We start from the raw sequence: 22,495 nt of genomic DNA on the forward strand, positions 1-22,495 counted from the left end.
GACTAAAATTACAAAATTTCAAACAATTATTAATTCGTAAATTAAAAAAACGCGACCCTTTATTAGACGGGGCTCGCGTTTTATTAGATGAATTATTAAAATCCCTAGAAAGTACGTACTGGGGTGATTAATTCGATGAAGTTTTCAGCATCTTCAGAAGGAACAAGGGTGAATGGACGTAGTGATGATGTGAATGACACATTGATCATTGAGTGTCCAAAGGCACGTAGGGCGTCCTTCATGTAATCAGGGTTAAATGAAATTTCTAAGTCATTTCCGGCAACTTCCTTGCTTTCAACTTCTTCTTCAACGTTACCAACGTCTGGAGAGTTACCAGAGATGGTTACTTGTTTAACATTTGCCTTGATAGTTAGCTTAACAACGTTGTTTCTTGATTCGTGAGATAGAAGAGAAGCTCTTTCAATCGCACCAAGTAGTTCGTAGGCATCGAATTGAACGTTAGTTTCTGAATCTTTTGGAATCAATCTAGAAGTATCAGGGTATGTTCCTTCAAGAAGTCTTGAGTAGAAGTAAGTGTTACCAATAGTGAATAGAACTTGGTTTTCGGTGATCTTCATCTTAACGTTTTCAGTATCGTCTGAAATCATCTTTGATAGTTCTGAAAGACTGCTACCAGGAATGATAACGTCGTATTCGCCTTGGTTATCTGGTAGGGCAACTTTACGTTGACTTAGACGGTGTGAATCAGTTGCGACAGCAAATAGAGTACCGTCTTTTAGCACAAAGTGAACACCAGTTAGGATAGGGCGACTTTCTTGGTTTGATACGGCGATAACAGTTTGGTTAATGATTTCCTTAAACACGTCACCTGATAATGAAATTTCGTTATCGTTTTCGATTTCAGGTAAGTGAGGGTAATCAGCAGCATCTAAACCATTGATAGTGAATGATGAAGTTCCTGAAGTGATTTCAGTTTGGAAACCATTTGCAACGGAAAGTGTCATTTTATCGCTAGGTAATTTCTTAACGATTCCACTGAAGAATCTAGCAGGTAAAACGATTGAACCTTCTTCTTCGATGATTAGTTCGTTATCTGCATCGTTTCTGTCAATAACAGTTTCGATAGAAACATCAGCATTGCTACCAGTTAAGATCAAACCTTCGTTTGATGCACTTAACTTTAGACCAGTCAAAATAGGAATAGTGGTTTTTGATGAAATTGCTCTTGAAACCATGTTTATTCCTTGAATGAATGCTGATCGTTTGATTGAAAATTTCATTTTGAAAGTCTCCTCGCATGTAGTATTTAATATTAATTAATATATATAGTTAAAACAGTAGTAGTAGGGCTTGTGTATACTGTGGAAAACTCGATTTACTCTTACGGACACAAAGTTTTGCACATGTGGATAACCTGTGGATAACTTACCACGTTTTTCCACACCCTTATCTCTCTAATGTTTCCTTTAGTTCTTGGATTTGTTCTTTGATTGTTGAATCAGATTGAACTGCATCGGCTATTTTATCGTAAGCATGGATAACAGTTGTATGATCCTTACCGCCAAAGGCGTTACCAATCTTTGGAAGAGAACTATTAGTTAAGGTACGGCTTAAATACATCGCTATCTGACGAGGGATGACGATTGTTTTAACGCGTTTTTTCCCTTTTAAATCGTCTATAGAAACGTTGTAGTAATTTGAAACTGATTTAATGATGTTTTCAACCGTAATTTCAGGTTTGGAATCACCATTGTTAAGGCCACGTAGGGCTTCTGAAACTAAGTCAGTTGTAATTGGAACCTTTTTGAAGTTAGCAAATGCATGTACACGAGATAGTGCACCTTCTAGTTCACGAACGTTTGAATCAAATTGACCAGCTATGTAATTAAGCGTATCTGGGGGAACTTGAATCCCGTCTGCTTCTGCTTTCGCACGCAAGATAGCAATTCTTGTTTCTAGGTCTGGAGGGGTAATATCTACCGGAAGTCCCCAGGCGAATCGAGAAACCAAACGATCTTGCAACTTGGCAATTTCCTTTGGTAAACGATCAGAAGTTAAAACAATTTGTTTTTTATTTTCATACAAATCATTGAAAGTATGGAAGAATTCTTCTTGAGTTCCGTCCTTATCAGCGAAGAACTGAACATCATCAACTAGCAGAGCATCAACGTTTCTGTATTCTTGTCTGAATGCTTCGGTTTCATTATTTTGAATCGCATTAATGAAATCATTGGTGAATGACTCACTAGTTACATACATAATGTTTGCAGTTGGATTGTCTTCTAGAATTTTGTTACCAATTGCGTGCATCAAGTGGGTTTTACCTAATCCGACACCTCCGTATAAAAGAAGTGGGTTATACATTTTTCCTGGATCTTCGGAAACAACTAGCGCCGCCGCATGCGCCATTTGGTTACCTTTACCGATAACGAAGGATTCAAATGTATAGTTAGGATTTAGATGACTGTTTTGTAAGAATTCATTATCGTTTGCGCTGCTTGAATTCTCTTTAACAGAATCATCTTTCTTAGCTGAACTACCAAGTTCTCCTTCAACAACGAATTTTGGAACGATATCTCTCTTAGTTATTTGGTATGAATACTCTACTAAAGAGTCTTCTAACTTATCTTCCCAATAATCACGATGGAGAGGAGATGGAAGTTCAAGCGTTAGCTCATTTCCGACTAAGCTAATGGGATTAACCGTAGCAATCCATGTTGAATAGGTTGTAGTGGAGTAATTTTTTTCAAAAGCTTCACTGATTGCTTCCCATAATGAGTCTTTATCCATGAATCATTTCCTCCCGTTAAAAATCTTTAGTAATTTTACCATTTTAAAAAAAAGTTTTCCACAAGCACATCTGCTTGTGTATAATTGTTTCACACCCTGTTAATTTCATTTTCCACACCCTGTTGATAAGTCGACTAAAAACCTCTAATTTTTGAGTTTTCCACAGAAAAATGTTAATAATCCACAGGTAAGTATAACCGATATATCAACAAAAATAAAAAGTTATGCACAACTTGTGAATAATTCTAATAACAGGCTGTTTACTTGTGGAAAACTTGTGGAAAAGCCTGTTAATTGCAAAATTTTAATCAACAAGAAAAATCTAAAAATGTGTATGAAACAAATTAAAATGTGGATAAAAAATGGATCCCTTTAGGGAAAGAATTTGATTTTTATGTTTCATCATTAATTTTTTTATGGTATTATGTTTAGGAAATGTATTTGACATAGAAAAGAAACATACAAAATATATAAGGGAGGGTTAGTAATGAAGAGAACTTACCAACCAAAGAAACGTAAGCACGCACGTACTCACGGTTTCCGTAGTCGTATGAGCACTAGCAACGGTCGTAAAGTTTTAGCTCGCCGTCGTAAAAAAGGTAGAAAGTCATTGACTGTATAGACCACTGACCATTCAGTGGTCTTTTTCATTATATTGAACAAAATTTAATGGAGATGGATTATGCGTAAGTCATATCGCGTCAAAAAAGAAGCAGAATTCCAAAATGTTTTTGAAAAACATAATTCAGTTGCTAATCGGACTTTTGTCATTTATCAAATGGAAAAGCCTGATCAACCCCATTTTAGAGTTGGTATCTCAGTTGGTAAGAAAATTGGGAATGCCGTTCACAGAAACTGGGTAAAAAGACGAGTTAGACAAAGTTTGACTGAATTAAAGCCATATCTAAGACAAGACGTCGATTTCTTGGTTATTGCTCGTCCAAGAGCAGACCAACTATCAATGGAAGAAGTTAAAAAGAATATGGTGCATGTTTTAAAATTAGCAAACTTGCTTGATTCTGATTATGTTGAGGGAGAAGACTAATGAAAAAATTTAAAAAGTATCTTTCACTTACTTCAATTTTAGGATTGGTATTTTTCTTGACTGCATGTAGTAATAAACCAATTACTTCACACAGTACCGGTCTATGGGATGGAGTTATCGTACTTAATTTCTCAAGAGCCATCATTTGGTTAGCCAAATTCTTCGGTTCTAACTATGGAATGGGTATAGTTGCTTTCACCATCATCGTTCGTATCATTATCTTGCCTTTGATGATTTATCAAACCAAGAGTATGAAGAAGACCCAAGAACTACAACCTAAGTTAAAGGAACTTCAAAAGAAGTATTCATCAAAGGATACTGAAACTGTTAAGTTACTTCGTGAAGAACAACAAAAGCTATACGCTGAAGCAGGTGTTAACCCTGTTGCTGGTTGTTTGCCACTATTAGTTCAATTACCAATCTTGTGGGCCTTATACCAAGCTATCTGGCGTACAGATATTTTGAAGTCAGGTCATTTCCTATGGTTACAATTAGGACACAAAGACCCATACTTTATTATGCCGGTTCTAGCCGCCGTATTTACTTTCATTAGTTCATGGCTAGCAATGAAGTCACAACCTGAGCAAAATGGGATGACAAAGGGAATGATGTTCGGGATGCCCGTTATCATTTTCTTCATGGCATTAAATATTCCAGCTGCGATCTCAATTTATTGGGTAGTAACAAATGCCTTCCAAGCTGTACAAACATTGTTTATTCAAAACCCTTGGAAGATTCAAAGAGAACGAGAAGAAAAGCTACGTGCTGAAAAGCAACACAAGCGTAATGTTGAAAAAGCAATTCGCAAAGCTAAAAAATCTCGTCGTAAATAATAAAAAGCGTCTGATTTTATAATCAGACGCTTTTTTTGTGTATCATTGGACCGCTAGTTTGTGATATTATTAATAACATAGTTTATTTTAAAAGGAGTCCCAACATGTCAACATTTACTGCTAAAACAGTCAGTGAAGCGATCGAGGAAGGACTAAAGTCACTAAACGTTGATAAGAGCAATGCTGATATCAACATTGTTCAAACAAACCGTAAAGGCTTTTTTGGAATCGGAAAACGTGATGCAATCGTCGAAATCGACGTTAAAAACCATAAAAATGCATCAAACTCTCAAGAAATCGCAGCAACACCAACAAAAAATATTAAGATTAACAATCAACCAGAAGAAACAACCGAAACAAAGAAACGTCATCATTCAAATGAACAAGCCATGGAAGATCTAGTGGCTTATTTGAAGCCAATCATCGAAGAATTGGGCGTTTCAGCCGAATTACAACCTAAGATTATTAACAGAAAGTTCGCTCGCATTAACTTCAAGACCGAACAAGAAGGTTTATTAATCGGTAAGCATGGTCTAACCATCAATGCTTTACAAAACTTGGCACAAATCTACTTGAACCACATCGGATACAGCCGTTTATCAATTCAACTAGATACAGCCGATTACCGTCACCGCCGTACTGAAATTTTGAAGAAATTAGCTGAAAAAACAGCCAGAGAAGCGGTCGCTACAGGACAACCGGTATACCTAGATCCAATGCCTTCTTTCGAAAGAAAGGTTATTCATAACCAACTAGAAGACAATCTATACGTCAACACATTCTCATCAGGTCGCGAACCTTACCGTGCTGTCGTTGTAGAACCACAAGGATAGTCATATAAATTGACAAAACCGGATAAAGTTTTTATTATATAAGGTATCATTCTTATCAGAGATAGATGAAGTAGTCAAAGTGCTTTATCCATGCTGAGTTTTTTTGGCGTGGAGTGGGCACTTTTTTTGTGCGCTAGGCCACAAAACGGATTTTGATAATTAAGAAAGGAAGAGGAACATGGCAACGACTACAGATTTTGATACAATCGCAGCGATTTCAACACCACCTGGTGAAGGGGGGATCTCCATCGTTAGAATCAGTGGGGATGACGCTTTAAAGGTGATTAGTAAAATTTATCGAGGTAAGGACTTAAACAAGGTTGCCTCACACACCATTAATTACGGACACGTCTTTGATCCAGACACTAACGAAGACGTTGACGAAGTAATGGTATCAGTAATGAGAGCACCAAAGACTTATACATGTGAAGACGTGATTGAGGTTAACTGTCACGGTGGTATCTTAGCCACTAATACCATTCTTCAATTGATTTTAAGTTATGGTGCCCGTCTTGCTGAACCGGGTGAATTTACTAAACGTGCATTCTTGAATGGACGAATTGACCTTTCACAATCAGAAGCGGTCATGGATGTTATTGACGCCAAAACTACCCGCTCTATGAAGGCTGCCGAAAGCCAACTTGAAGGAAACCTTTCAAGACTAATTAGAACGCTTAGACAACAAATTTTGGACGTTTTAGCAAATGTCGAAGTTAACATCGATTACCCTGAATATGACGATGCCGAAGTAATGACTTCTAAGTTATTGAAGGAAAATGCGGTTGATTTAAAAGCTAAGGTTGAAAAACTACTAGAAACTGCCAAGCAAGGACAAGTTCTAAGGGATGGACTTGCTACTTCTATCGTTGGTCGTCCAAATGTTGGTAAATCAAGTATCTTAAACCACTTGTTACACCAAGATAAGGCCATCGTTACAGATGTTCCAGGAACCACACGTGACGTGTTGGAAGAATACGTTAACGTTAAGGGTGTTCCTTTGAAATTAGTCGATACTGCCGGAATCCGTGAAACCGAAGATAAGGTTGAAAAAATCGGTGTGGAACGTTCAAGAAAGGCCATCGCTAGTTCAGATTTAGTACTATTGGTATTGAACTACTCTGAAAAACTTTCTGACGAAGATCGTCAATTAATCGAATTAACCAACGATTCCAAGCGAATCGTGATCTTGAACAAGACTGACTTGCCTCAACAAATCGATGTTGATGAAGTTAAGAGTCTAGTCGGTGCAGAAAACGTGATTACTACTTCTGCCATTCAAGACAACGGAACTGAACCACTTGAGGAAATGATTGCTAAGCTATTCTTTACCCAAGGAATTCAAAGCTCACAAAACGACGTTATGGTTACTAACGCCAGACACGTTAGTTTGTTACACAATGCAAAAGAATCACTAAACAGCGTAATTAACGGATTGGATGAAGGTCTACCCGTTGATTTAGTTCAAATGGACATGCACGCATGTTGGGAATCACTTGGTGAAATTACCGGTGATAGCTACAACGGTGAGCTATTAGATCAACTATTCAGCCAATTCTGTCTAGGAAAATAGTCAATTGTTTCATGTGAAACATTTTTAATGGAGGAAAACAAATGAGCCAAATCGTAAGCGAAGAAAATATCCAATACGATGCCGGTGAATACGACGTTATCGTCGTTGGTGCCGGTCATGCTGGTAGTGAAGCTGCGCTTGCTTCAGCCAGAATGGGAAACAAAACAATGCTAATCACAATTAACTTGGACATGGTTGCATTTATGCCATGTAACCCATCACTTGGTGGACCAGCCAAGGGAACTGTGGTTAGAGAAATCGATGCACTAGGTGGGGAAATGGGTAGAAATATCGATAAGACCTACGTGCAAATGAGAATGCTAAACACTGGTAAGGGTCCAGCCGTTCGTGCATTACGTGCACAAGCTGACAAGCACGCTTACCACCGTGCAATGAAGGAAACTATCGAAAAACAACCTAACTTGGATCTAAAACAAGGAATTGTTGATTCATTAATCGTTGAAGACGGTGTCTGCAAGGGTATTGTGACTTTCACAGGTGCTAAGTACTACTCAAAAACAACTGTTATTTGTGCCGGAACCGCAGCTCGTGGAAGAATTATCATTGGTGAACTAAGATACTCTTCAGGTCCAAACAATTCTCAACCTGCATTGAAGTTGTCAGAAAACCTAGAAGAATTAGGTTTTGAATTGAAACGTTTCAAGACCGGTACACCTCCACGTGTTAACGGTCGTACAATTGACTTCTCTAAGACAGAAGAACAACCAGGGGATGAAGAAGTTAACCACTTCAGTTTTGAAACTCCTGATGACAAGTACATTCCAGTTAAGGATCAACTATCATGTTGGTTAACTTACACCAACGAACACACTCACCAAATCATTCGTGACAACCTAGATCGTGCACCTATGTTTACCGGTGTGATTGAAGGGGTTGGACCTCGTTACTGTCCATCAATCGAAGATAAGATTGTTCGTTTTGCCGACAAGAACAGACACCAAGTTTTCTTGGAACCTGAAGGTCGTGAAACAAACGAATACTACTGTGATAGTCTTTCAACTTCTCTTCCAGAAGAAGTACAACAAAAGATGTTACACAGTGTTGCTGGACTAGAACATGCTGAAATGATGAGACCAGGTTACGCCATCGAATACGATGTCGTAGCACCTTACCAATTAAAACCAACATTTGAAACTAAGATTGTGAAGAACCTATACACTGCCGGTCAAACTAACGGTACTTCAGGATACGAAGAAGCCGCTGGACAAGGACTATACGCCGGAATCAACGCTGCATTGCGTGCCCAAGGCAAGGACCCAATGGTTCTAAAACGTAACGAAGCATACATCGGTGTTTTAGTTGATGACTTGGTAACTAAGGGAACTAACGAACCTTACCGTTTACTAACTAGTCGTGCCGAATACCGTCTACTTCTAAGAAATGACAATGCTGACTTCCGCCTAACTGAAAAGGGTCACGAATTGGGCCTAATCTCAGACGAAAGATACAACAAGTTCTTAGAAAAGAAAGAAGCCGTTATCAAGGAATTAGACCGTTTAGATCACACTCGTATCAAACCAAGTGATGAAGTAAATGAATTCGTTGAAGATCACGGTGACAAGCCACTTAAGGATGGTATCTTGGCCTCTGTATTCCTACGTCGTCCATACGTAACTTACAACACATTGTTGAAGTTCATCGAACCAGCTGAAAAGCCATTAGGTCGTCGTGTGGTAGAACAAGTTGAAATCAGAACTAAGTACGCTGGATACATCAAGAAGGCCGAGGAAAACGTTGCTCGTATGAAGAAGATGGAAGCTAAGAAGATTCCCGATGACATCGATTACGATGCAATCGACAGTTTAGCTACCGAAGCTCGTCAAAAACTAGAAAAGATTAGACCACGTACTGTGGCTCAAGCTTCTAGAATTTCAGGAGTTAACCCTTCAGATGTTGCCATCTTAGGTGTTTACATTCAACAAGGAAAAATCGCTAAAATCAAAAAGTAGATAAAAGAAAAATCCGTCTAAACGTTGTTTAGACGGATTTTTTTGTTAACGAATGCAGCTATTTAAAATCGTGTATAAAAATGATGAAACGATTCCTGGAACCAAGACATTCTTAAGTAATGTGAATTGATATTTGAAGTATTCTGATGATTTTTCGCGCTTAATTTTTACTGATCGACGTTTTAAAATCGAGTGATTTGCTGATACGGTGAAACAAACGATTGAGTTGGTTAGTAGAATCCACATAGCAGCCCAAAAAATTGCGTATGCGTAGTTTCCATCAATTATGTATATAATTACTGCGGACATGTTTAAAGCATCGATATAGACGGTATAAATTGATAAAAATGCTAAGAAGATTCTGGTACGTAGCATTGAAATGATTGAGTAAAGAATCGCAACTTCGATAAAAATTAGCATTTGTGGGATTGCGGTTACAAAGTTTGCTTTTAAAATCACATGCAGTGACATTGCTTCCTTATCAATGTTGAATATTCCCCATAGGACTGATAGTAAAAACCATACGAAGAAGGCCCCGAGGATGTTCTTATGTATGTTGAGTTTTCTGATTTTATTAATACTGGGTCATTCCTTTTATCATGTAATTAAAATATTAACAATTAAATTATACTTATAAGTGCGAATTATCACAAGGAAATTATTTAAAACAATTTGTGAAATAATGATACAATGGGATTATCAAAATTAGGAGCAACGAAAAAATGGAAAAATCTACCAAAAATACTAAAAACAAATTTTTAAAAGAATGCCTTAGCTGGCTAATCTACCTAGTTGTGTTGGGTGGGGTTTACCTAACAGTTGTCCATTTCATCACAATGGCAACTGTCGATGGTCATTCAATGGATCCTAACTTATACAACGGAGAAAAGATGTTGGTATTAAAGCAAGCCGACATTAAACGTAACAGTGTTATCATTTTTGATGCCCACGGCGAAGATCCTACCGCTACCGCCAAGGACTACTATGTAAAACGTGTTATCGGTCTACCAGGTGATACCGTTTCATACAAAGATGGTAAGTTATACGTTAACAACAAGGTTGCTGATCAAAGTTTCATCAGTAAAAAGGAACTAAGTGTTGGTACTAGATACTTTGATACCAACAATCAAATCAAAAACTGGAGTATCTCCAGCTTATCTAGCTCTAAATGGGTATACAACCAAAATGTGAAGGTTGTACCAAAGGGTGAATACTTCGTATTGGGTGATAACAGAAGCATCTCAAACGACAGTCGTTACTGGGGATTCGTAAAGAAATCTAAGGTATTGGGAGTAGCCAAATTATTCCCATGGTCAGGTACTGCTAAGCACCGTCATAACGTTAATGATCTAGCTAAGTAGAGGGGAATTTAATCCATGAAATTAACTGCTAAACAAAAAAGTTTATTATCATGGGTTATCTACCTGTTATTCTTGGTACTGGCCTGGTTTGCTATCAAGAGTTTTGCGACCGTAGTTAAGGTTGATGGTCATTCGATGGACCCCAACTTACATACGGGACAACGAGTCTTGGTGATGAAACAAGCAGCTATTAAACGTAATAGCGTGATTGTGTTTGACGCGTTCGGCGAGGATCCTACCAAACTCGCCACTACATACTACGTAAAGCGTGTAGTTGGGATGCCTGGCGATAAAATCGTCTATAAAAACGGCAAACTATACATCAATAACAAGCTCTACAAGCAAAACTATATTAGTAAGCAACAGGTGAGCGTGGGAACACGCTACAAATTTCAAACTGATGTCATTAAGAACTGGGATATTACCAAGTTATCCAGAGAAAAATGGGTAGATGACCAAGATGAAAAGATTGTCCCTAAGGGGATGTACTTTGTTTTAGGTGATAACCGATCAATCTCAAATGACAGCCGTTATTGGGGATTTGTTGAACAAAGAAAAGTATTAGGAGTTGTGTACTCATTCCCATGGTCAGGAAATGCCACACAGCGTTACAACATTAATGATTTACAAAATAAAAAAGCGTTGAATTAAATTCAACGCTTTTTTTGTTGGTTATTTATTTGTTGTTTGATGCGGTACTAGTTGTAGTAAAGGTAGTAGTTGCACCGTCATTTACTGAAGAAGTGGTAGTAGCAGCTACGCTGTTGTTACTTAGAGCAGCACCTGAACCGTCTGTGGTATTGTTTTGAGTTGCCTTTTGGTCGTTAACACGTGATTGATCGAAATCATCGTGGTGATCCATGAATGGACGGTTTTCGTCTTTAGGATTAACCATTTGTTGTTTAGATTGATCTACTACTTGAGCTGATTGTTGCTTAGTTGCAGCAACGTTTTGCTTTGGTTGAGCAACTGTTGAATCATCAAGCATACGATTGTTTAGGCTTAAACCTGAAGCACTGGTATCGGTGATGACCATCTTCTTAACTTCTTTGGTAGCTTTTTTCTTCTTAGTATTAGTAGTGGTATTCTTAGGTTTAACAACGACCTTCTTAGCTTTTTTAACCTTTTTAACGGGCTTTACAAGCTTTAATTGGTATTCAGGAACATAACCACCTAATTTTGGTAAGAATAGGAAGTTTGATCCGTTGAAACGAACGCGGTTACCCACGTGCATGTGACCAATTCGTTTAAAGTAACGGTATCTCATCATTGTGTGACGACCGTGATTTAACTTTCCATATTTGTAGACGTTAACGAATTCGCTTCGGTTAGTGTATGTTTGTTTAGCGGATGCATGGACGGTAGTACCGATTAAAAATACGGCACCTACAGCTGCAAATGCAGCGACGACTTTCTTTTTCATATCGTTTCCTCCTGGGAATGTAAAAATATTCTCATATATATATAATAATTTACCAGTAAATACAGAAATATCAAGCTAAATCGATTGATTTAATTTAAATGTAACGTTCAAATCAGTTATCCACATGTTGACAACTCTAATCAGTCAGATATAATTAATGACAATTAAATTAGAAAACGATTAGAAATTAATCGCTTTCTAATAAATATATGGAATGAGGTGTTCAATATGAAAAATCAAGAAATTTTGCATGACGAAGACGAAAGTTTCGCATCAGCTTCACGTATCAAATACTTTGATATGGTAATTGAATCGGGTGAAGGTGCGATTTTAAAGGACGTCGAAGGAAACGAATACATTGATTTATTAGCGAGCGCATCCTCAACGAATACTGGTCATAGTCATCCGCATGTGGTTGATGCAATCACCAAACAGGCTCAAAAGCTAATCCAATATACTCCGGCGTACTTCGCCAACTTACCGGCAGCTCAACTGGCCAAACGATTGACCGAACTAGCACCAATCGATGGTCCGGCTGAATTATCATGGGGGAACTCTGGATCAGACGCCAATGACGCGCTAATCAAGTTTGCCCGTGGCTATACCGGTCGCCAAGACGTTGTTAGTTTTACTGGAGCATATCACGGTTCTACATACGGTTCAATGAGTGCTTCTGGCGTTAGTTTGAACATGAATCGTAAGATGGGACCATTAATGAGTGGATTCTATAAAGTACCATTCCCAAGTCCATGGTACCGCGAACCATATGAAACAGAAGACGAATTCGTAGACCGCATGTTTGAAGAATTTAAGCTACCATTTGATACATATTTACCTGCTGACGAAGTTGCGGTCATCTTGATTGAACCAATTCAAGGTGATGGCGGAATCGTTAAAGCACCAGAAAAGTACCTAAAGAAAGTATACGAATTTGCCCACGAACACGGCATCCTATTTGCAATTGATGAAGTTAATCAAGGGATGGGACGTACCGGTAAATGGTGGTCAATTCAACAATTTGACGGAATTTATCCAGATCTTATGACTGTTGGGAAATCCCTTGCTTCCGGTTTGCCACTAAGTGCCGTAATCGGTAAAAAAGAAATTATCGAATCACTTCAAGCACCCGCAAACGTGTACACCACGGCCGGAAACCCTGTTACAACAGCGGCTGCCATGGCCACAATCGACGTCATTGAAGACGAACATCTACTAGAACGTAGTGAGAGTTTAGGTGTTAAATCTAAAGTATTCTTTGATAGAATGAAAGAGAAGTACGATTTTGTCGGTGACGTTAGAATGTACGGACTAGACGGTGGGATTGATATCGTCGATCCCAAGACTGGAAAAGCAGACGTTAAAGTAGCGACAAAACTAATCTATCGTATGTTTGAACTAGGGGTAATCATGATTACCGTTAGGGGAAATGTGCTTAGATTCCAACCACCTTTGGTAATTACCGAAGAACAACTTGAAAAGGCCTTTGATGTTATCAATCAAGCGATGGATGACGAAGCCAACGGTCGTATTCAATTCGATAAGACTATCGGTTGGAGTACTGATTAATAAGCTAATTAGGGGTGTAATTAATGGCTCATACTAAGTTAACGCAAGAGTCCTTTGATGCAATGCGCGAAAAATATGATAATGATCCAAAAAACAAGGTATTACAACGTTCCGTTATGAAAAACGGCATCAACAATACCGCTAAAGATAACCGAGTAGTGGCCAAATTAAACCACACATACTCCGTAGAAATCGATACTGGTAAGGTATCAAACCAAAAACGTTCGGGTCGTTGCTGGCTATTCTCATTGTTAAACGTTTTAAAACATGACTTTGCGAAACGCTACGACGTAAAAGACTTTGAACTATCACAAAGTTACCTATTCTTCTGGGATAAGGTAGAACGTGCCAACATCTTTTACGATCGCATTATCGATACTGCTGATAAGCCTTTCGATGATCGTGAACTTCGTTGCTACTTAGCTGCACCGGGTGCAGATGGTGGTGAATGGGGCATGGCCGTTGCACTAGTTCAAAAGTATGGTGTAATGCCAACTTCAGCCTTTCCTGAAAGTAACGTAACCGAAGATACATCCGATTTAAAGGAAGTATTGAACCGTAAGTTACGTCGTGACGCAATGGTGTTACGCGACATGATTCATGCCGGAAAAAGTGATGCTGAAATCGCCGAAAAACGTAAGGAAATGCTAAAAGAAGTTTACAAAATTGCTGGTTTCGCATGTGGTGTTCCACGTGAAACATTTACCTTTGAATACCGTGATGACAAGCAAAACTACCATGTAGATGCAGACGTCACACCTAAACAATTCTTCGATAAATACTTCGAAATCGATTTGGATGATTACGTCGTTTTGGGTAACTATCCTAACCGTAAGATGGAACAATTATTCCGTAACAAGGCCGGTCAAAATGTTGTTGGTGGTCGCCAAGTTGAATTCTTAAACATGCCAATGGACGTGTTGAAAGATGCTGCGATTGCGCAATTAAAGGATGGTGAAACTGTCTGGTTTGCCAACACCGTGACCGAACAATCAGACCGTCAAAATGGGCTTTTAGACGATAATTTATACCGACGTTCCGAATTATTCGATATCGACATGAACATGGACAAGGCACAACGTTTGGATTACTACGACAACATTCCTAACCACGCGATGACACTTACTGGTGTCGACATTATCGATGACAAACCAACTAAGTGGAAGGTCGAAAACTCATGGGGTGAAAAGGTCGGCGAAAAGGGTTACTTCGTAATGGCTGATAACTGGATGGACAATAACGTCTTCGAAGTGATCGTTAATAAGAAGTACCTAACCGATTCACAAAGACAATTACTAGAACAAACCCCAGTCGATTTAGACCCTTGGGCAGCGGTATAAGGAGGACGTAGATAATGACTGAAACAAAAATTACTGAACAAGATCTAAAAGAATTACGTGCGGCCTACGAGAAAAATCCTACCAATGCGATTTTGGAAAGAACCGTAACACAAAATGGAATTCGCAATGTTTCATACGATGAAACCGCCATTGAAAAACTAAATCCTGTCTTTTCTGTTGAAGTGAAGACTGGTAAGGTGTCAAATCAAAAACAATCAGGTCGTTGCTGGATGTTTGCGTTATTAAACACCTTAAAGCACCAATTTGGCGCTAAGTACAACGTTAAAGATTTCGAACTATCACAAAACTATCTATTCTTCTGGGATAAGATTGAACGTGCTAACATCTTTTACGACCGCATCGTAAACACTGCGGACAAGCCACTAGATGACCGTACCGTTCAATACTTCCTAGAAGTGGGACCAGGTGCAGATGGTGGTCAATGGGCAATGGCCGTAGCATTAGTTAAAAAATACGGTGTTGTGCCAACCACTGCCTTTAGTGAAACCAACGTTTCCGAAAGTACCGGTGATTTGAAATCAATCTTGAATTACAAGCTAAGAAGCGATGCGTTCAAACTACGTAACATGGTAAACGACGGTGTGTCTGAAGAAGACATCCATGATGCTAGAGAACAAATGCTAGCCGAAGTTTACAAGATTGCTGCGTACTCACTTGGCGTGCCGCCAAAGACTTTTGACTTTGAATACAGGGATGATAACGATAATTACCACATTGATCGTGACTTAACCCCTAAGGCATTCTATGAAAAGTACCTATCAGATGCTGATTTAGACGATTACGTTGTCCTAAGTAACTCTCCTGACAAGGAATACGACAAGATATATCGCTTATCAGCGCAAGAAAACGTGGTTGATGGTAGAAAGATTGAATTCTTGAACCTACCAATGGAAGACCTAAAAAATGCCGCTATCGCGCAATTAAAGGACGGACAAGCCGTTTGGTTCGCTAACGACATTGCGCGTCAATCTGACCGTAAAAAAGGCTTCCTAGCTGAAAACCTATACCATTACGACGAACTTTTTGACGTTGATCTATCAATGAGCAAAAAAGAACGTCTACAATATCATGAAGCTTGCGTTTCACACGCCACTGCATTAACTGGTGTCGATTTAGTCGATGACAAACCAACTAAATGGAAAGTGGAAAATTCATGGGGATCAAAGAATGGTGTCAATGGATATTTCATCATGGATGATGGTTGGATGAACGAATATGTATACGAAATTGTAATAAATAAAAAATATTTATCTAATGATAAAACCGCGCTACTAAGCCAATCTGCGGTCGAATTAACCCCTTGGGATTCATTAGAATAAAATTAAAGTGTTGCAATTTTTCTAAGAAGGTATTAATATAAGTGACAATCAAATAAGACGTTGAACAGGAATTTTAATTATTGAGTGTTTCACAGGAAGCTCACGGTTATGAGAGTGAGTAGCACGGTAGTTAAATCGTACCTGAGAGTCATTTTTCGAAATGAGTAGAAAAAATCGTTGGCGGCGTTAACGCTGAAGTTATTATAACTTCTCGAGCTAGTATTCGTGAGAATGCTAGGAATTGAGGTGGCACCGCGATTTATTCGTCCTCTTGGATATCTTATCCAAGAGGATTTTTTTATACCCAAAAATAAATATTAATTTTAAAAACAGTGATTAGGAATTTTAGTTAATTCAGTCATTTACAGAGAACTTAGCAAAGCCGGGTGAGAGCTAAGGATGACATTAATTAAATCGTACCTATGAGTTTGAATTCGAAATGAGTAGAATTCACCGTTAACGCGTTATCGTTAAAGTTTGAAAGAACTTTATGAGCTGATGTTCGTGAGAATGTCAGAAACTGAGGTGGAACCACGATTAGTCGTCCTCTAGGATTTATTCCTAGGGGACTTTTTTTATATAAATATTTGCATGATGATCAAGAATTTAATCAAACCAATCATTTACAGAGAAATTAACATTGATGAGAGTTAATAATGACGTTTGATTAATCGTACTTGTGAGTGAGCTTCGAAATGAGTAGAAGCAAACGTCGGCGGCGTTAACGCGGAAGTCATTGACTTTATGAGCTAGCATTCGCGAGGGTGTTAGGAAGTGAGGTGGTACCGCGGTTACATCGTCCTCTATAGAAATTAAAATTTCGTTGTTTATATACAAAAAAGGAGGATGTTTCACATGAAACAATCAAAGAAAATCGTTTTAGCATATTCCGGAGGATTAGATACATCAGTTTCAATCGCATGGTTAATCGAACAAGGTTTTGACGTAATTGCCTGCTGCATTAACGTAGGTGAAGATTACGGAGAACATAAAGATTTAAACCAAATTAAAGAAAAAGCATTAAAGGTTGGTGCCATCAAGTCATACGTTGTTGATGCACTAGACGAATTCGCTGAAGATTTCCTACTAACTGCATTAGACGCTAACGCAATGTATGAAGGCGAATACCCATTGAGCTCAGCTCTATCTCGTCCTTTAATGAGCCAAAAGCTAGTTGAAATTGCTCACCAAGAGGGTGCCGAATACATCTGTCACGGTTGTACCGGTAAAGGAAACGACCAAGTTCGTTTCGACGTAGCTATCCATTCTCTAGATCCAAAATTGACAGTGGTTACTCCAGTTCGTCAATGGCACTGGAACAGAGAAGAAGAAATCGAATTTGCTAAGAAACACAATATCGATATTCCAATTGATTTAGATTCTCCATACTCAATCGACGCCAACATCTGGGGACGTGCTAACGAATGTGGTGTCCTAGAAAATCCATGGAACCAAGCTCCAGAAGATGCCTTCGATATTACTAAACCAATCGAAGAAACACCTGACCAACCAGAATTCATGGACATCACTTTCAAACAAGGTAAACCAGTCGCAGTTAACGGCGTTGAAATGAGCTTCGTTGACGTTATCAAAAAGGTTAACATCGCAGCCGGCGAACACGGTGTCGGTCGTATCGATCACATCGAAAACCGTTTAGTTGGAATCAAATCCAGAGAAGTATACGAAGCACCGGGTGCTACCGTATTACTAAAGGCCCACAAGGCAATGGAAAACCTAACTATGGAAAGAGATTTAGCTCACTTCAAGCCAATGATTGAACAACAAATCGCTAACCTTACTTACAACGGTTTATGGTTCTCACCATTAATGAAGTCATTAAAGGCATTTATCCAATCATCACAAGACACAGTGAGTGGAACAGTTAAGGTTAAGCTATTCAAGGGTAACGTTTACGTAGTCGCTTCTAAGTCAGAAGAATCACTATACGACGAAGATCTAGCTACTTACACTGCAGCCGATTCATTCGATCAAAATGCTTCAGTTGGTTTCATTAAACTATGGGGACTACCTACTCAAGTCGCATCACAAGTAAAACAAAAGAACATACAAAAGAACTTCATGAAAGACGTTATGAAGACACAAACAAAGGAAAAGGTACTAGTTGAAAACAAGTTAGAAGGTGAATCTGATGAGTGAGAAACTATGGGGCGGTCGTTTTAACGGCGACGCTAATGACTTATTCTTGAGGCTCGGCGCCTCAATCAATGTTGATATCAAGATGGCAAACGAAGACATCGAGGGATCCATTGCTCATGCCACCATGTTAAGCCACGTTGGTATCATCACAGAGGCCGAAAAAGACCAAATCGTGAATGGTTTAAAAGAGATTAAGGAAGAGTTCAATGAAGGAAAACTTCATTTTAGTTACCAAAACGAAGACATTCATATGAATGTCGAAACAGTGCTAACCGAAAAAATCGGCGCTGTTGCTGGAAAACTCCACACCGCTCGTTCAAGAAACGATCAAGTGGCACTAGACTTTCACTTATACCTAAAGAAACGTCTACCACAAATCATGGCACTAATTAGGAGTTTTCAAAGTGAATTGGTTAACCTAGCCGACGAAAATTTAGAAACCATCATGCCAGGATATACCCATTTACAACACGCTCAACCAATCTCATTTGCCCATTACCTAATGGCCTACTACGAAATGTTAGACCGTGATTATGACAGGTTCGAATTCAACCAAAAGCATACCAACATGTCACCAATTGGTGCTGCCGCTCTTGCGGGAACAACTTTCCCAATCGATCCTCATTTCACCGCTAATGAGTTAGGTTTAGATGCACCTTACAACAACTCCATCGATGCCGTATCAGATAGGGACTTTGCAATTGAATTTCTAAGCAATGCTTCTATTCTAATGATGCACTTATCAAGACTATGCGAAGAAATTTGCTTATGGTCTAGCTACGAATTCAAGTACGTCGAACTATCAGACGCATTCAGTACTGGAAGTTCAATCATGCCACAAAAAAAGAACCCCGACATGTGTGAACTAATTAGGGGTAAAACCGGAGTGGTATACGGTCACCTAAACGCCTTACTAGCAACGATGAAATCATTGCCACTGGCATACAACAAGGATCTCCAAGAAGACAAAGCTGGCGTGTTTGATACAGTCGAAAACATTGAACCTATCCTACAATTAATGACCGAAATGATTGCGACAATGCAGGTCAATAAGGAATTGATGTTACAAGCGGTCGAAAAGGACTTTTCAAACGCAACTGAATTAGCTGATTACCTATCAGCCAAAGGATTACCATTTAGACAAGCTCACCGTATCGCAGGTGAATTAGTCGCCAAATGCATAAACGAAAATTGCTACTTACAGGATCTATCATTAGAACAACTACATAACTATTCAGACTTGTTTGAAGAAGACATCTACGAAGATTTGAAACCACACGTCGCAATTCAAAGAAGAAAGAGTTATGGGTCAACCGGTTTTAATGAAGTCCATAAACAGATTGAAAAAGCGAAAGAAAAACTAAAGGGAGAAATGAATCATGAAGAATAAAATGAAACATTCCGTGTTAATTACTATGTTGCTAATGATTGCAACACTATTCGTGACAGCATTCACTGTTCCAAGTGTTCAAGCATCAGCTTCCGATAACTCACTACAACAAATTAAGCAAAAAGGTTACATTGTAATGGGAACCGCCCCAGATTATCCTCCATACGAATTTATTGGAAAAGATAACGGTGGTTCAAAGGTCTACGGTGCCGATATCGAATTAGGTAAGGCCATCGCCAAGGACTTAGGAGTAAAACTAAAGGTTAAATCAATGGGATTTGATTCACTACTAGTTGCGCTTCAAACCAAAAAGGTTGATATGGTTATTGCAGGGATGAACGAAACCCCTGAAAGAGCCAAAAGTGTCGACTTCAGTAAGACTTACTACTCATCAGGATTGAGTCTGGTATTAAACAGTGCTGACGACAAGAAAATCAAGTCATACAAGGATCTTCAAGGTAAGACCATCGGTGCTCAAATCGGATCAGTACAATACGACGCTGTGAAGAAGGGTATCAAGAACATTAACTTAAAGGGAATGGAAAACATCAACGATTTAATCCTTGCTTTGAAGTCAGGAAAAATTCAAGCCATTCCGCTAGACACTGCCGTAGCTCAAGCCTACGCAGCCCACAACCCAGGTCTAAAGATTATTGATGCTAAGATGCCTGGTCAAGAAAGTCAAAACAAGATTGCCTTCTTCAAGGGTGCTACTAGTCTAGAAAACGCCGCTAACAAGACAATTGATAAGGTTAACAAAGATAACCTATACACCAAGAAATTCGTTCCAGCAGCCGCAAAACACATCACTAACAACAAGTCACAATCACAATTTGAAACAATGTGGCAATACAAGAACTTCTTTATCTCAGGTATCGAATACACAATGATCATCTCAGTGGTATCAGTATTCTTCGGTATCATCTTAGGTGTAATCTTTGCGCTAATGAGATTAAGTCACAACTGGCTATTACACTCAATCGCCGTTTGCTACATCGAATTCATTCGTGGAACACCTCAATTAGTTCAAATTATGTTCATCTACTTTGGTCTAGGTACCATCGTTAACGTTCCAGCCTTAACTTCAGGAATCATCGCGATTTCCATTAACTCTGGAGCCTACGTCGCCGAAATCATTAGAGGGGGAATTAATTCTATCTCTGATGGTCAAAGCGAAGCCGCATTATCACTTGGTCTATCCAAGAAACAATCAATGCAATACATCGTGTTACCACAAGCCTTCAAGAACATCTGGCCTGCACTTGGTAACGAACTAGTAACTTTGATCAAGGATAGTTCACTAGCATCCGTAATTGGGGTTGGAGAACTAATGTATCAAATGAGAGCTGTCCAAGCTGATACCTACTTAGGTGTCGCACCAATCGCTGTCATTATGGTCATTTACTTCGTAATCACATTTACAATTTCTAGAATCATGAAACACTTAGAAGGGAAGATTAGCCATGGAACCAATGATTAAAATTGAAAATTTAACCAAAAAATTCAAAAATAATACCATCTTTTCTGACATCAATGCTGAAGTGCACAAGGGTGAAGTAATCTCACTTTTAGGACCTTCTGGTGCCGGTAAGAGTACTTTCCTTCGTTGCATTAACATGCTAGGTGAACCAACTTCTGGAAAGATTCTATTGGATGGTAAAGACCTAGTAAGTAGTTCTGAAAAGGAACTAATTCAATTAAGAACCCACATCGGAATGGTGTTCCAAAGCTTTAACTTGTTTGAAAACAAGACAGTTATCGATAACATCACACTAGCACCCATCAAGGTTAAGGGCATGAGTAAGGAAGACGCCGAAGCTAAGGCACACGAATTACTTAAGACTGTTGGCCTAGATGACAAGGCAAACGTTTATCCAGACAGTCTATCAGGTGGACAAGCACAACGTATCGCAATCGTACGTGCGCTAGCCATGGATCCTGAAGTAATTCTATTCGATGAACCAACCTCAGCATTGGACCCTGAAAAAGTCGGTGAAGTACTAAGTGTGATGCAAGACTTAGCTAAGAAGGACATGACCATGATTATCGTTACTCATGAAATGGAATTCGCTAAGAATGTTTCAGACGAAATTTGGTTTATGGATGAAGGAAAGATTCAAGAAAAACAAGCTCCAAAAGATTTCTTCTCAAATCCTAAAACCCCTAACGCCCAACGTTTTTTAAGTAAAATGATTTAATCTGTTTATAAATACGTAAAAAGACCAACATAAATGTTGGTCTTTTTGATTATTCTCATTTTATTTTGTACAATAAAGCTAAACATGACACATTTTGAATTAATCCGAGGAGGAAATCAATTGTCTAAACGTTTTAAACTAGTAGAAGAATCATTTACAGGAGTATCCATTTACATCGATCAAAGAACCGGTGTTGAATATGGTGGATACGGCAGTACATTAACACCACTACGCAACCCTGACGGAACTTTGTTTGTTGATGAATCTGAAATTGATCAAGATTACGAACACAAAGAAAAATAAACGGGGGAATATGAAACCATGTTTTTATGGATTCACTTAATTTTTGCGGTACTACTAATCGCTTTGGTGATTACCGCGCTATGCAAAAAGAATAACTTTAAGCCTTACATGATGGCTACTAGAGTATCTTATCTAGTCTTCATCGTAACGGGAATTGTACTATTTAGTAAAGCCTTTGAACGCGATGCCATGTTCACGATTTTGAAGGTTTTATCAGCCATTTTCTTAATTGGCTTGATTGAAATGGCCTATGCCCAAAAGACTAAAAAGTCGTTAACTGTTGGATTGGTAATGAGCCTAATCTTAGTTTTCGCACTAGTGATTGTGATTGGATTAATCGTCGCTGGCGGTCGTCCTTTCATTCATTTTATTTAAATATTATTATCGCAGATTCTACGTATCTAAAAAGAGAGTG

The 22,495-nt window shown here is 38.8% G+C and carries 21 protein-coding genes and 2 other annotated features; of the genes, 17 read left to right on the forward strand and 4 right to left on the reverse strand.

All coding sequences use genetic code 11. The annotated features are described in order from the left end of the window. Positions 1–104: 104 nt before the first annotated feature. Positions 105–1,241 carry a DNA polymerase III subunit beta gene (gene dnaN, locus J3U50_RS05720; protein WP_034530629.1) on the reverse strand — a complete coding sequence of 379 codons (1,137 nt, stop codon included), beginning with the start codon at positions 1,239–1,241 and terminating at the stop codon, positions 105–107. A 166-nt stretch (positions 1,242–1,407) separates the two neighbouring features. Further along, positions 1,408–2,751 carry a chromosomal replication initiator protein DnaA gene (gene dnaA / locus J3U50_RS05725; protein WP_301945768.1) on the reverse strand — a complete coding sequence of 448 codons (1,344 nt, stop codon included), beginning with the start codon at positions 2,749–2,751 and terminating at the stop codon, positions 1,408–1,410. Between the two features lie 487 nt (positions 2,752–3,238). On the opposite strand from dnaA, the gene rpmH reads away from it, so the two are divergent. From rpmH to mnmG, 6 genes are all read left to right on the forward strand, one after another. Beyond that, positions 3,239–3,373: a 50S ribosomal protein L34 gene (gene rpmH / locus J3U50_RS05730; RefSeq protein WP_034530627.1), complete on the forward strand. Its 135-nt coding sequence runs from the start codon at positions 3,239–3,241 to the stop codon at positions 3,371–3,373. A gap of 60 nt (positions 3,374–3,433) precedes the next feature. Further along, positions 3,434–3,796 (forward strand): ribonuclease P protein component, encoded by a 363-nt coding sequence (gene rnpA / locus J3U50_RS05735; protein WP_034530615.1) that lies wholly within the window; start codon positions 3,434–3,436, stop codon positions 3,794–3,796. After that, a complete protein-coding gene (gene yidC / locus J3U50_RS05740) occupies positions 3,796–4,629 on the forward strand; it encodes a membrane protein insertase YidC (RefSeq protein ID WP_034530614.1) in 834 nt (277 codons plus the stop codon). The genes rnpA and yidC overlap by 1 nt, the downstream gene beginning before the upstream one ends. 104 nt (positions 4,630–4,733) lie before the next feature. Continuing rightward, entirely contained in the window at positions 4,734–5,462 is a 729-nt protein-coding gene (gene jag / locus J3U50_RS05745; RefSeq protein ID WP_301945769.1) for an RNA-binding cell elongation regulator Jag/EloR, read from the forward strand. A gap of 178 nt (positions 5,463–5,640) precedes the next feature. Continuing rightward, positions 5,641–7,032, forward strand: a complete 1,392-nt coding sequence (gene mnmE / locus J3U50_RS05750; protein ID WP_041152678.1) for a tRNA uridine-5-carboxymethylaminomethyl(34) synthesis GTPase MnmE — start codon at positions 5,641–5,643, stop codon at positions 7,030–7,032. Positions 7,033–7,073: 41 nt separating this feature from the next. Next, a complete protein-coding gene (gene mnmG, locus J3U50_RS05755) occupies positions 7,074–9,002 on the forward strand; it encodes a tRNA uridine-5-carboxymethylaminomethyl(34) synthesis enzyme MnmG (RefSeq protein WP_301945770.1) in 1,929 nt (642 codons plus the stop codon). Positions 9,003–9,047: 45 nt separating this feature from the next. Here the strand turns inward: mnmG and J3U50_RS05760 are convergent, their stop codons facing one another. Next, a complete protein-coding gene (locus J3U50_RS05760) occupies positions 9,048–9,461 on the reverse strand; it encodes a hypothetical protein (RefSeq protein ID WP_301945771.1) in 414 nt (137 codons plus the stop codon). Between the two features lie 263 nt (positions 9,462–9,724). On the opposite strand from J3U50_RS05760, the gene lepB (J3U50_RS05765) reads away from it, so the two are divergent. After that, positions 9,725–10,363 carry a signal peptidase I gene (lepB, locus tag J3U50_RS05765; protein ID WP_301945772.1) on the forward strand — a complete coding sequence of 213 codons (639 nt, stop codon included), beginning with the start codon at positions 9,725–9,727 and terminating at the stop codon, positions 10,361–10,363. A 15-nt stretch (positions 10,364–10,378) separates the two neighbouring features. Continuing rightward, complete coding sequence (gene lepB, locus J3U50_RS05770) at positions 10,379–11,014, forward strand: signal peptidase I (protein ID WP_301945773.1); 636 nt, start codon at positions 10,379–10,381, stop codon at positions 11,012–11,014. 25 nt (positions 11,015–11,039) lie between these two features. Here the strand turns inward: lepB (J3U50_RS05770) and J3U50_RS05775 are convergent, their stop codons facing one another. Then, positions 11,040–11,786: a hypothetical protein gene (locus J3U50_RS05775; RefSeq protein ID WP_301945774.1), complete on the reverse strand. Its 747-nt coding sequence runs from the start codon at positions 11,784–11,786 to the stop codon at positions 11,040–11,042. Positions 11,787–12,014: 228 nt separating this feature from the next. Between J3U50_RS05775 and J3U50_RS05780 the strand changes: the two genes are divergently transcribed. The 9 genes from J3U50_RS05780 to J3U50_RS05820 all read left to right on the forward strand — a co-directional run bounded on the left by J3U50_RS05780 (position 12,015) and on the right by J3U50_RS05820 (position 22,455). Next, the gene (locus tag J3U50_RS05780) at positions 12,015–13,352 is read left to right on the forward strand and encodes an aspartate aminotransferase family protein (RefSeq protein ID WP_301945775.1); all 1,338 of its coding nucleotides are present in this window, start codon (positions 12,015–12,017) and stop codon (positions 13,350–13,352) included. A gap of 23 nt (positions 13,353–13,375) precedes the next feature. After that, on the forward strand, positions 13,376–14,692 hold the full coding sequence (locus J3U50_RS05785; RefSeq protein ID WP_301945776.1) for a C1 family peptidase: 1,317 nt from the start codon (positions 13,376–13,378) through the stop codon (positions 14,690–14,692). Between the two features lie 14 nt (positions 14,693–14,706). Further along, positions 14,707–16,032, forward strand: a complete 1,326-nt coding sequence (locus tag J3U50_RS05790; RefSeq protein ID WP_301945777.1) for a C1 family peptidase — start codon at positions 14,707–14,709, stop codon at positions 16,030–16,032. A gap of 323 nt (positions 16,033–16,355) precedes the next feature. Beyond that, positions 16,356–16,584: a binding site (T-box leader), on the forward strand. A gap of 33 nt (positions 16,585–16,617) precedes the next feature. Then, positions 16,618–16,839: a binding site (T-box leader), on the forward strand. A 48-nt stretch (positions 16,840–16,887) separates the two neighbouring features. After that, the gene (locus J3U50_RS05795; protein ID WP_301945778.1) at positions 16,888–18,189 is read left to right on the forward strand and encodes an argininosuccinate synthase; all 1,302 of its coding nucleotides are present in this window, start codon (positions 16,888–16,890) and stop codon (positions 18,187–18,189) included. Then, on the forward strand, positions 18,179–19,579 hold the full coding sequence (argH, locus tag J3U50_RS05800; RefSeq protein ID WP_301945852.1) for an argininosuccinate lyase: 1,401 nt from the start codon (positions 18,179–18,181) through the stop codon (positions 19,577–19,579). The genes J3U50_RS05795 and argH overlap by 11 nt, the downstream gene beginning before the upstream one ends. Further along, on the forward strand, positions 19,569–21,059 hold the full coding sequence (locus J3U50_RS05805; RefSeq protein ID WP_301945779.1) for an ABC transporter substrate-binding protein/permease: 1,491 nt from the start codon (positions 19,569–19,571) through the stop codon (positions 21,057–21,059). The genes argH and J3U50_RS05805 overlap by 11 nt, the downstream gene beginning before the upstream one ends. After that, on the forward strand, positions 21,043–21,777 hold the full coding sequence (locus J3U50_RS05810) for an amino acid ABC transporter ATP-binding protein (RefSeq protein ID WP_302467402.1): 735 nt from the start codon (positions 21,043–21,045) through the stop codon (positions 21,775–21,777). The genes J3U50_RS05805 and J3U50_RS05810 overlap by 17 nt, the downstream gene beginning before the upstream one ends. Before the next feature lie 120 nt (positions 21,778–21,897). After that, on the forward strand, positions 21,898–22,080 hold the full coding sequence (locus J3U50_RS05815; protein ID WP_034530593.1) for a DUF6440 family protein: 183 nt from the start codon (positions 21,898–21,900) through the stop codon (positions 22,078–22,080). An 18-nt stretch (positions 22,081–22,098) separates the two neighbouring features. After that, on the forward strand, positions 22,099–22,455 hold the full coding sequence (locus tag J3U50_RS05820; RefSeq protein ID WP_041152689.1) for a YisL family protein: 357 nt from the start codon (positions 22,099–22,101) through the stop codon (positions 22,453–22,455). Positions 22,456–22,495 lie beyond the last annotated feature (40 nt).

The organism is Lactobacillus sp. B3795, from assembly GCF_026535805.1.
GTDB lineage: Bacteria > Bacillota > Bacilli > Lactobacillales > Lactobacillaceae > Apilactobacillus > Apilactobacillus kunkeei_C.

Excerpts from the sequence above, each read along its gene's own strand:
- J3U50_RS05795 (WP_301945778.1), top strand. The coding sequence starts at position 16,888 with ATGAAACAATCAAAGAAAATCGTTTTAGCATATTCCGGAGGATTAGAT.
- rnpA (WP_034530615.1), top strand. The coding sequence starts at position 3,434 with ATGCGTAAGTCATATCGCGTCAAAAAAGAAGCAGAATTCCAAAATGTT.
- J3U50_RS05820 (WP_041152689.1), top strand. The coding sequence starts at position 22,099 with ATGTTTTTATGGATTCACTTAATTTTTGCGGTACTACTAATCGCTTTG.
- J3U50_RS05775 (WP_301945774.1), bottom strand. The coding sequence starts at position 11,786 with ATGAAAAAGAAAGTCGTCGCTGCATTTGCAGCTGTAGGTGCCGTATTT.
- yidC (WP_034530614.1), top strand. The coding sequence starts at position 3,796 with ATGAAAAAATTTAAAAAGTATCTTTCACTTACTTCAATTTTAGGATTG.
- J3U50_RS05785 (WP_301945776.1), top strand. The coding sequence starts at position 13,376 with ATGGCTCATACTAAGTTAACGCAAGAGTCCTTTGATGCAATGCGCGAA.
- dnaN (WP_034530629.1), bottom strand. The coding sequence starts at position 1,241 with ATGAAATTTTCAATCAAACGATCAGCATTCATTCAAGGAATAAACATG.
- J3U50_RS05810 (WP_302467402.1), top strand. The coding sequence starts at position 21,043 with ATGGAACCAATGATTAAAATTGAAAATTTAACCAAAAAATTCAAAAAT.
- dnaA (WP_301945768.1), bottom strand. The coding sequence starts at position 2,751 with ATGGATAAAGACTCATTATGGGAAGCAATCAGTGAAGCTTTTGAAAAA.
- J3U50_RS05805 (WP_301945779.1), top strand. The coding sequence starts at position 19,569 with ATGAAGAATAAAATGAAACATTCCGTGTTAATTACTATGTTGCTAATG.
- J3U50_RS05790 (WP_301945777.1), top strand. The coding sequence starts at position 14,707 with ATGACTGAAACAAAAATTACTGAACAAGATCTAAAAGAATTACGTGCG.
- mnmG (WP_301945770.1), top strand. The coding sequence starts at position 7,074 with ATGAGCCAAATCGTAAGCGAAGAAAATATCCAATACGATGCCGGTGAA.
- mnmE (WP_041152678.1), top strand. The coding sequence starts at position 5,641 with ATGGCAACGACTACAGATTTTGATACAATCGCAGCGATTTCAACACCA.
- rpmH (WP_034530627.1), top strand. The coding sequence starts at position 3,239 with ATGAAGAGAACTTACCAACCAAAGAAACGTAAGCACGCACGTACTCAC.
- J3U50_RS05780 (WP_301945775.1), top strand. The coding sequence starts at position 12,015 with ATGAAAAATCAAGAAATTTTGCATGACGAAGACGAAAGTTTCGCATCA.
- lepB (WP_301945773.1), top strand. The coding sequence starts at position 10,379 with ATGAAATTAACTGCTAAACAAAAAAGTTTATTATCATGGGTTATCTAC.
- lepB (WP_301945772.1), top strand. The coding sequence starts at position 9,725 with ATGGAAAAATCTACCAAAAATACTAAAAACAAATTTTTAAAAGAATGC.
- jag (WP_301945769.1), top strand. The coding sequence starts at position 4,734 with ATGTCAACATTTACTGCTAAAACAGTCAGTGAAGCGATCGAGGAAGGA.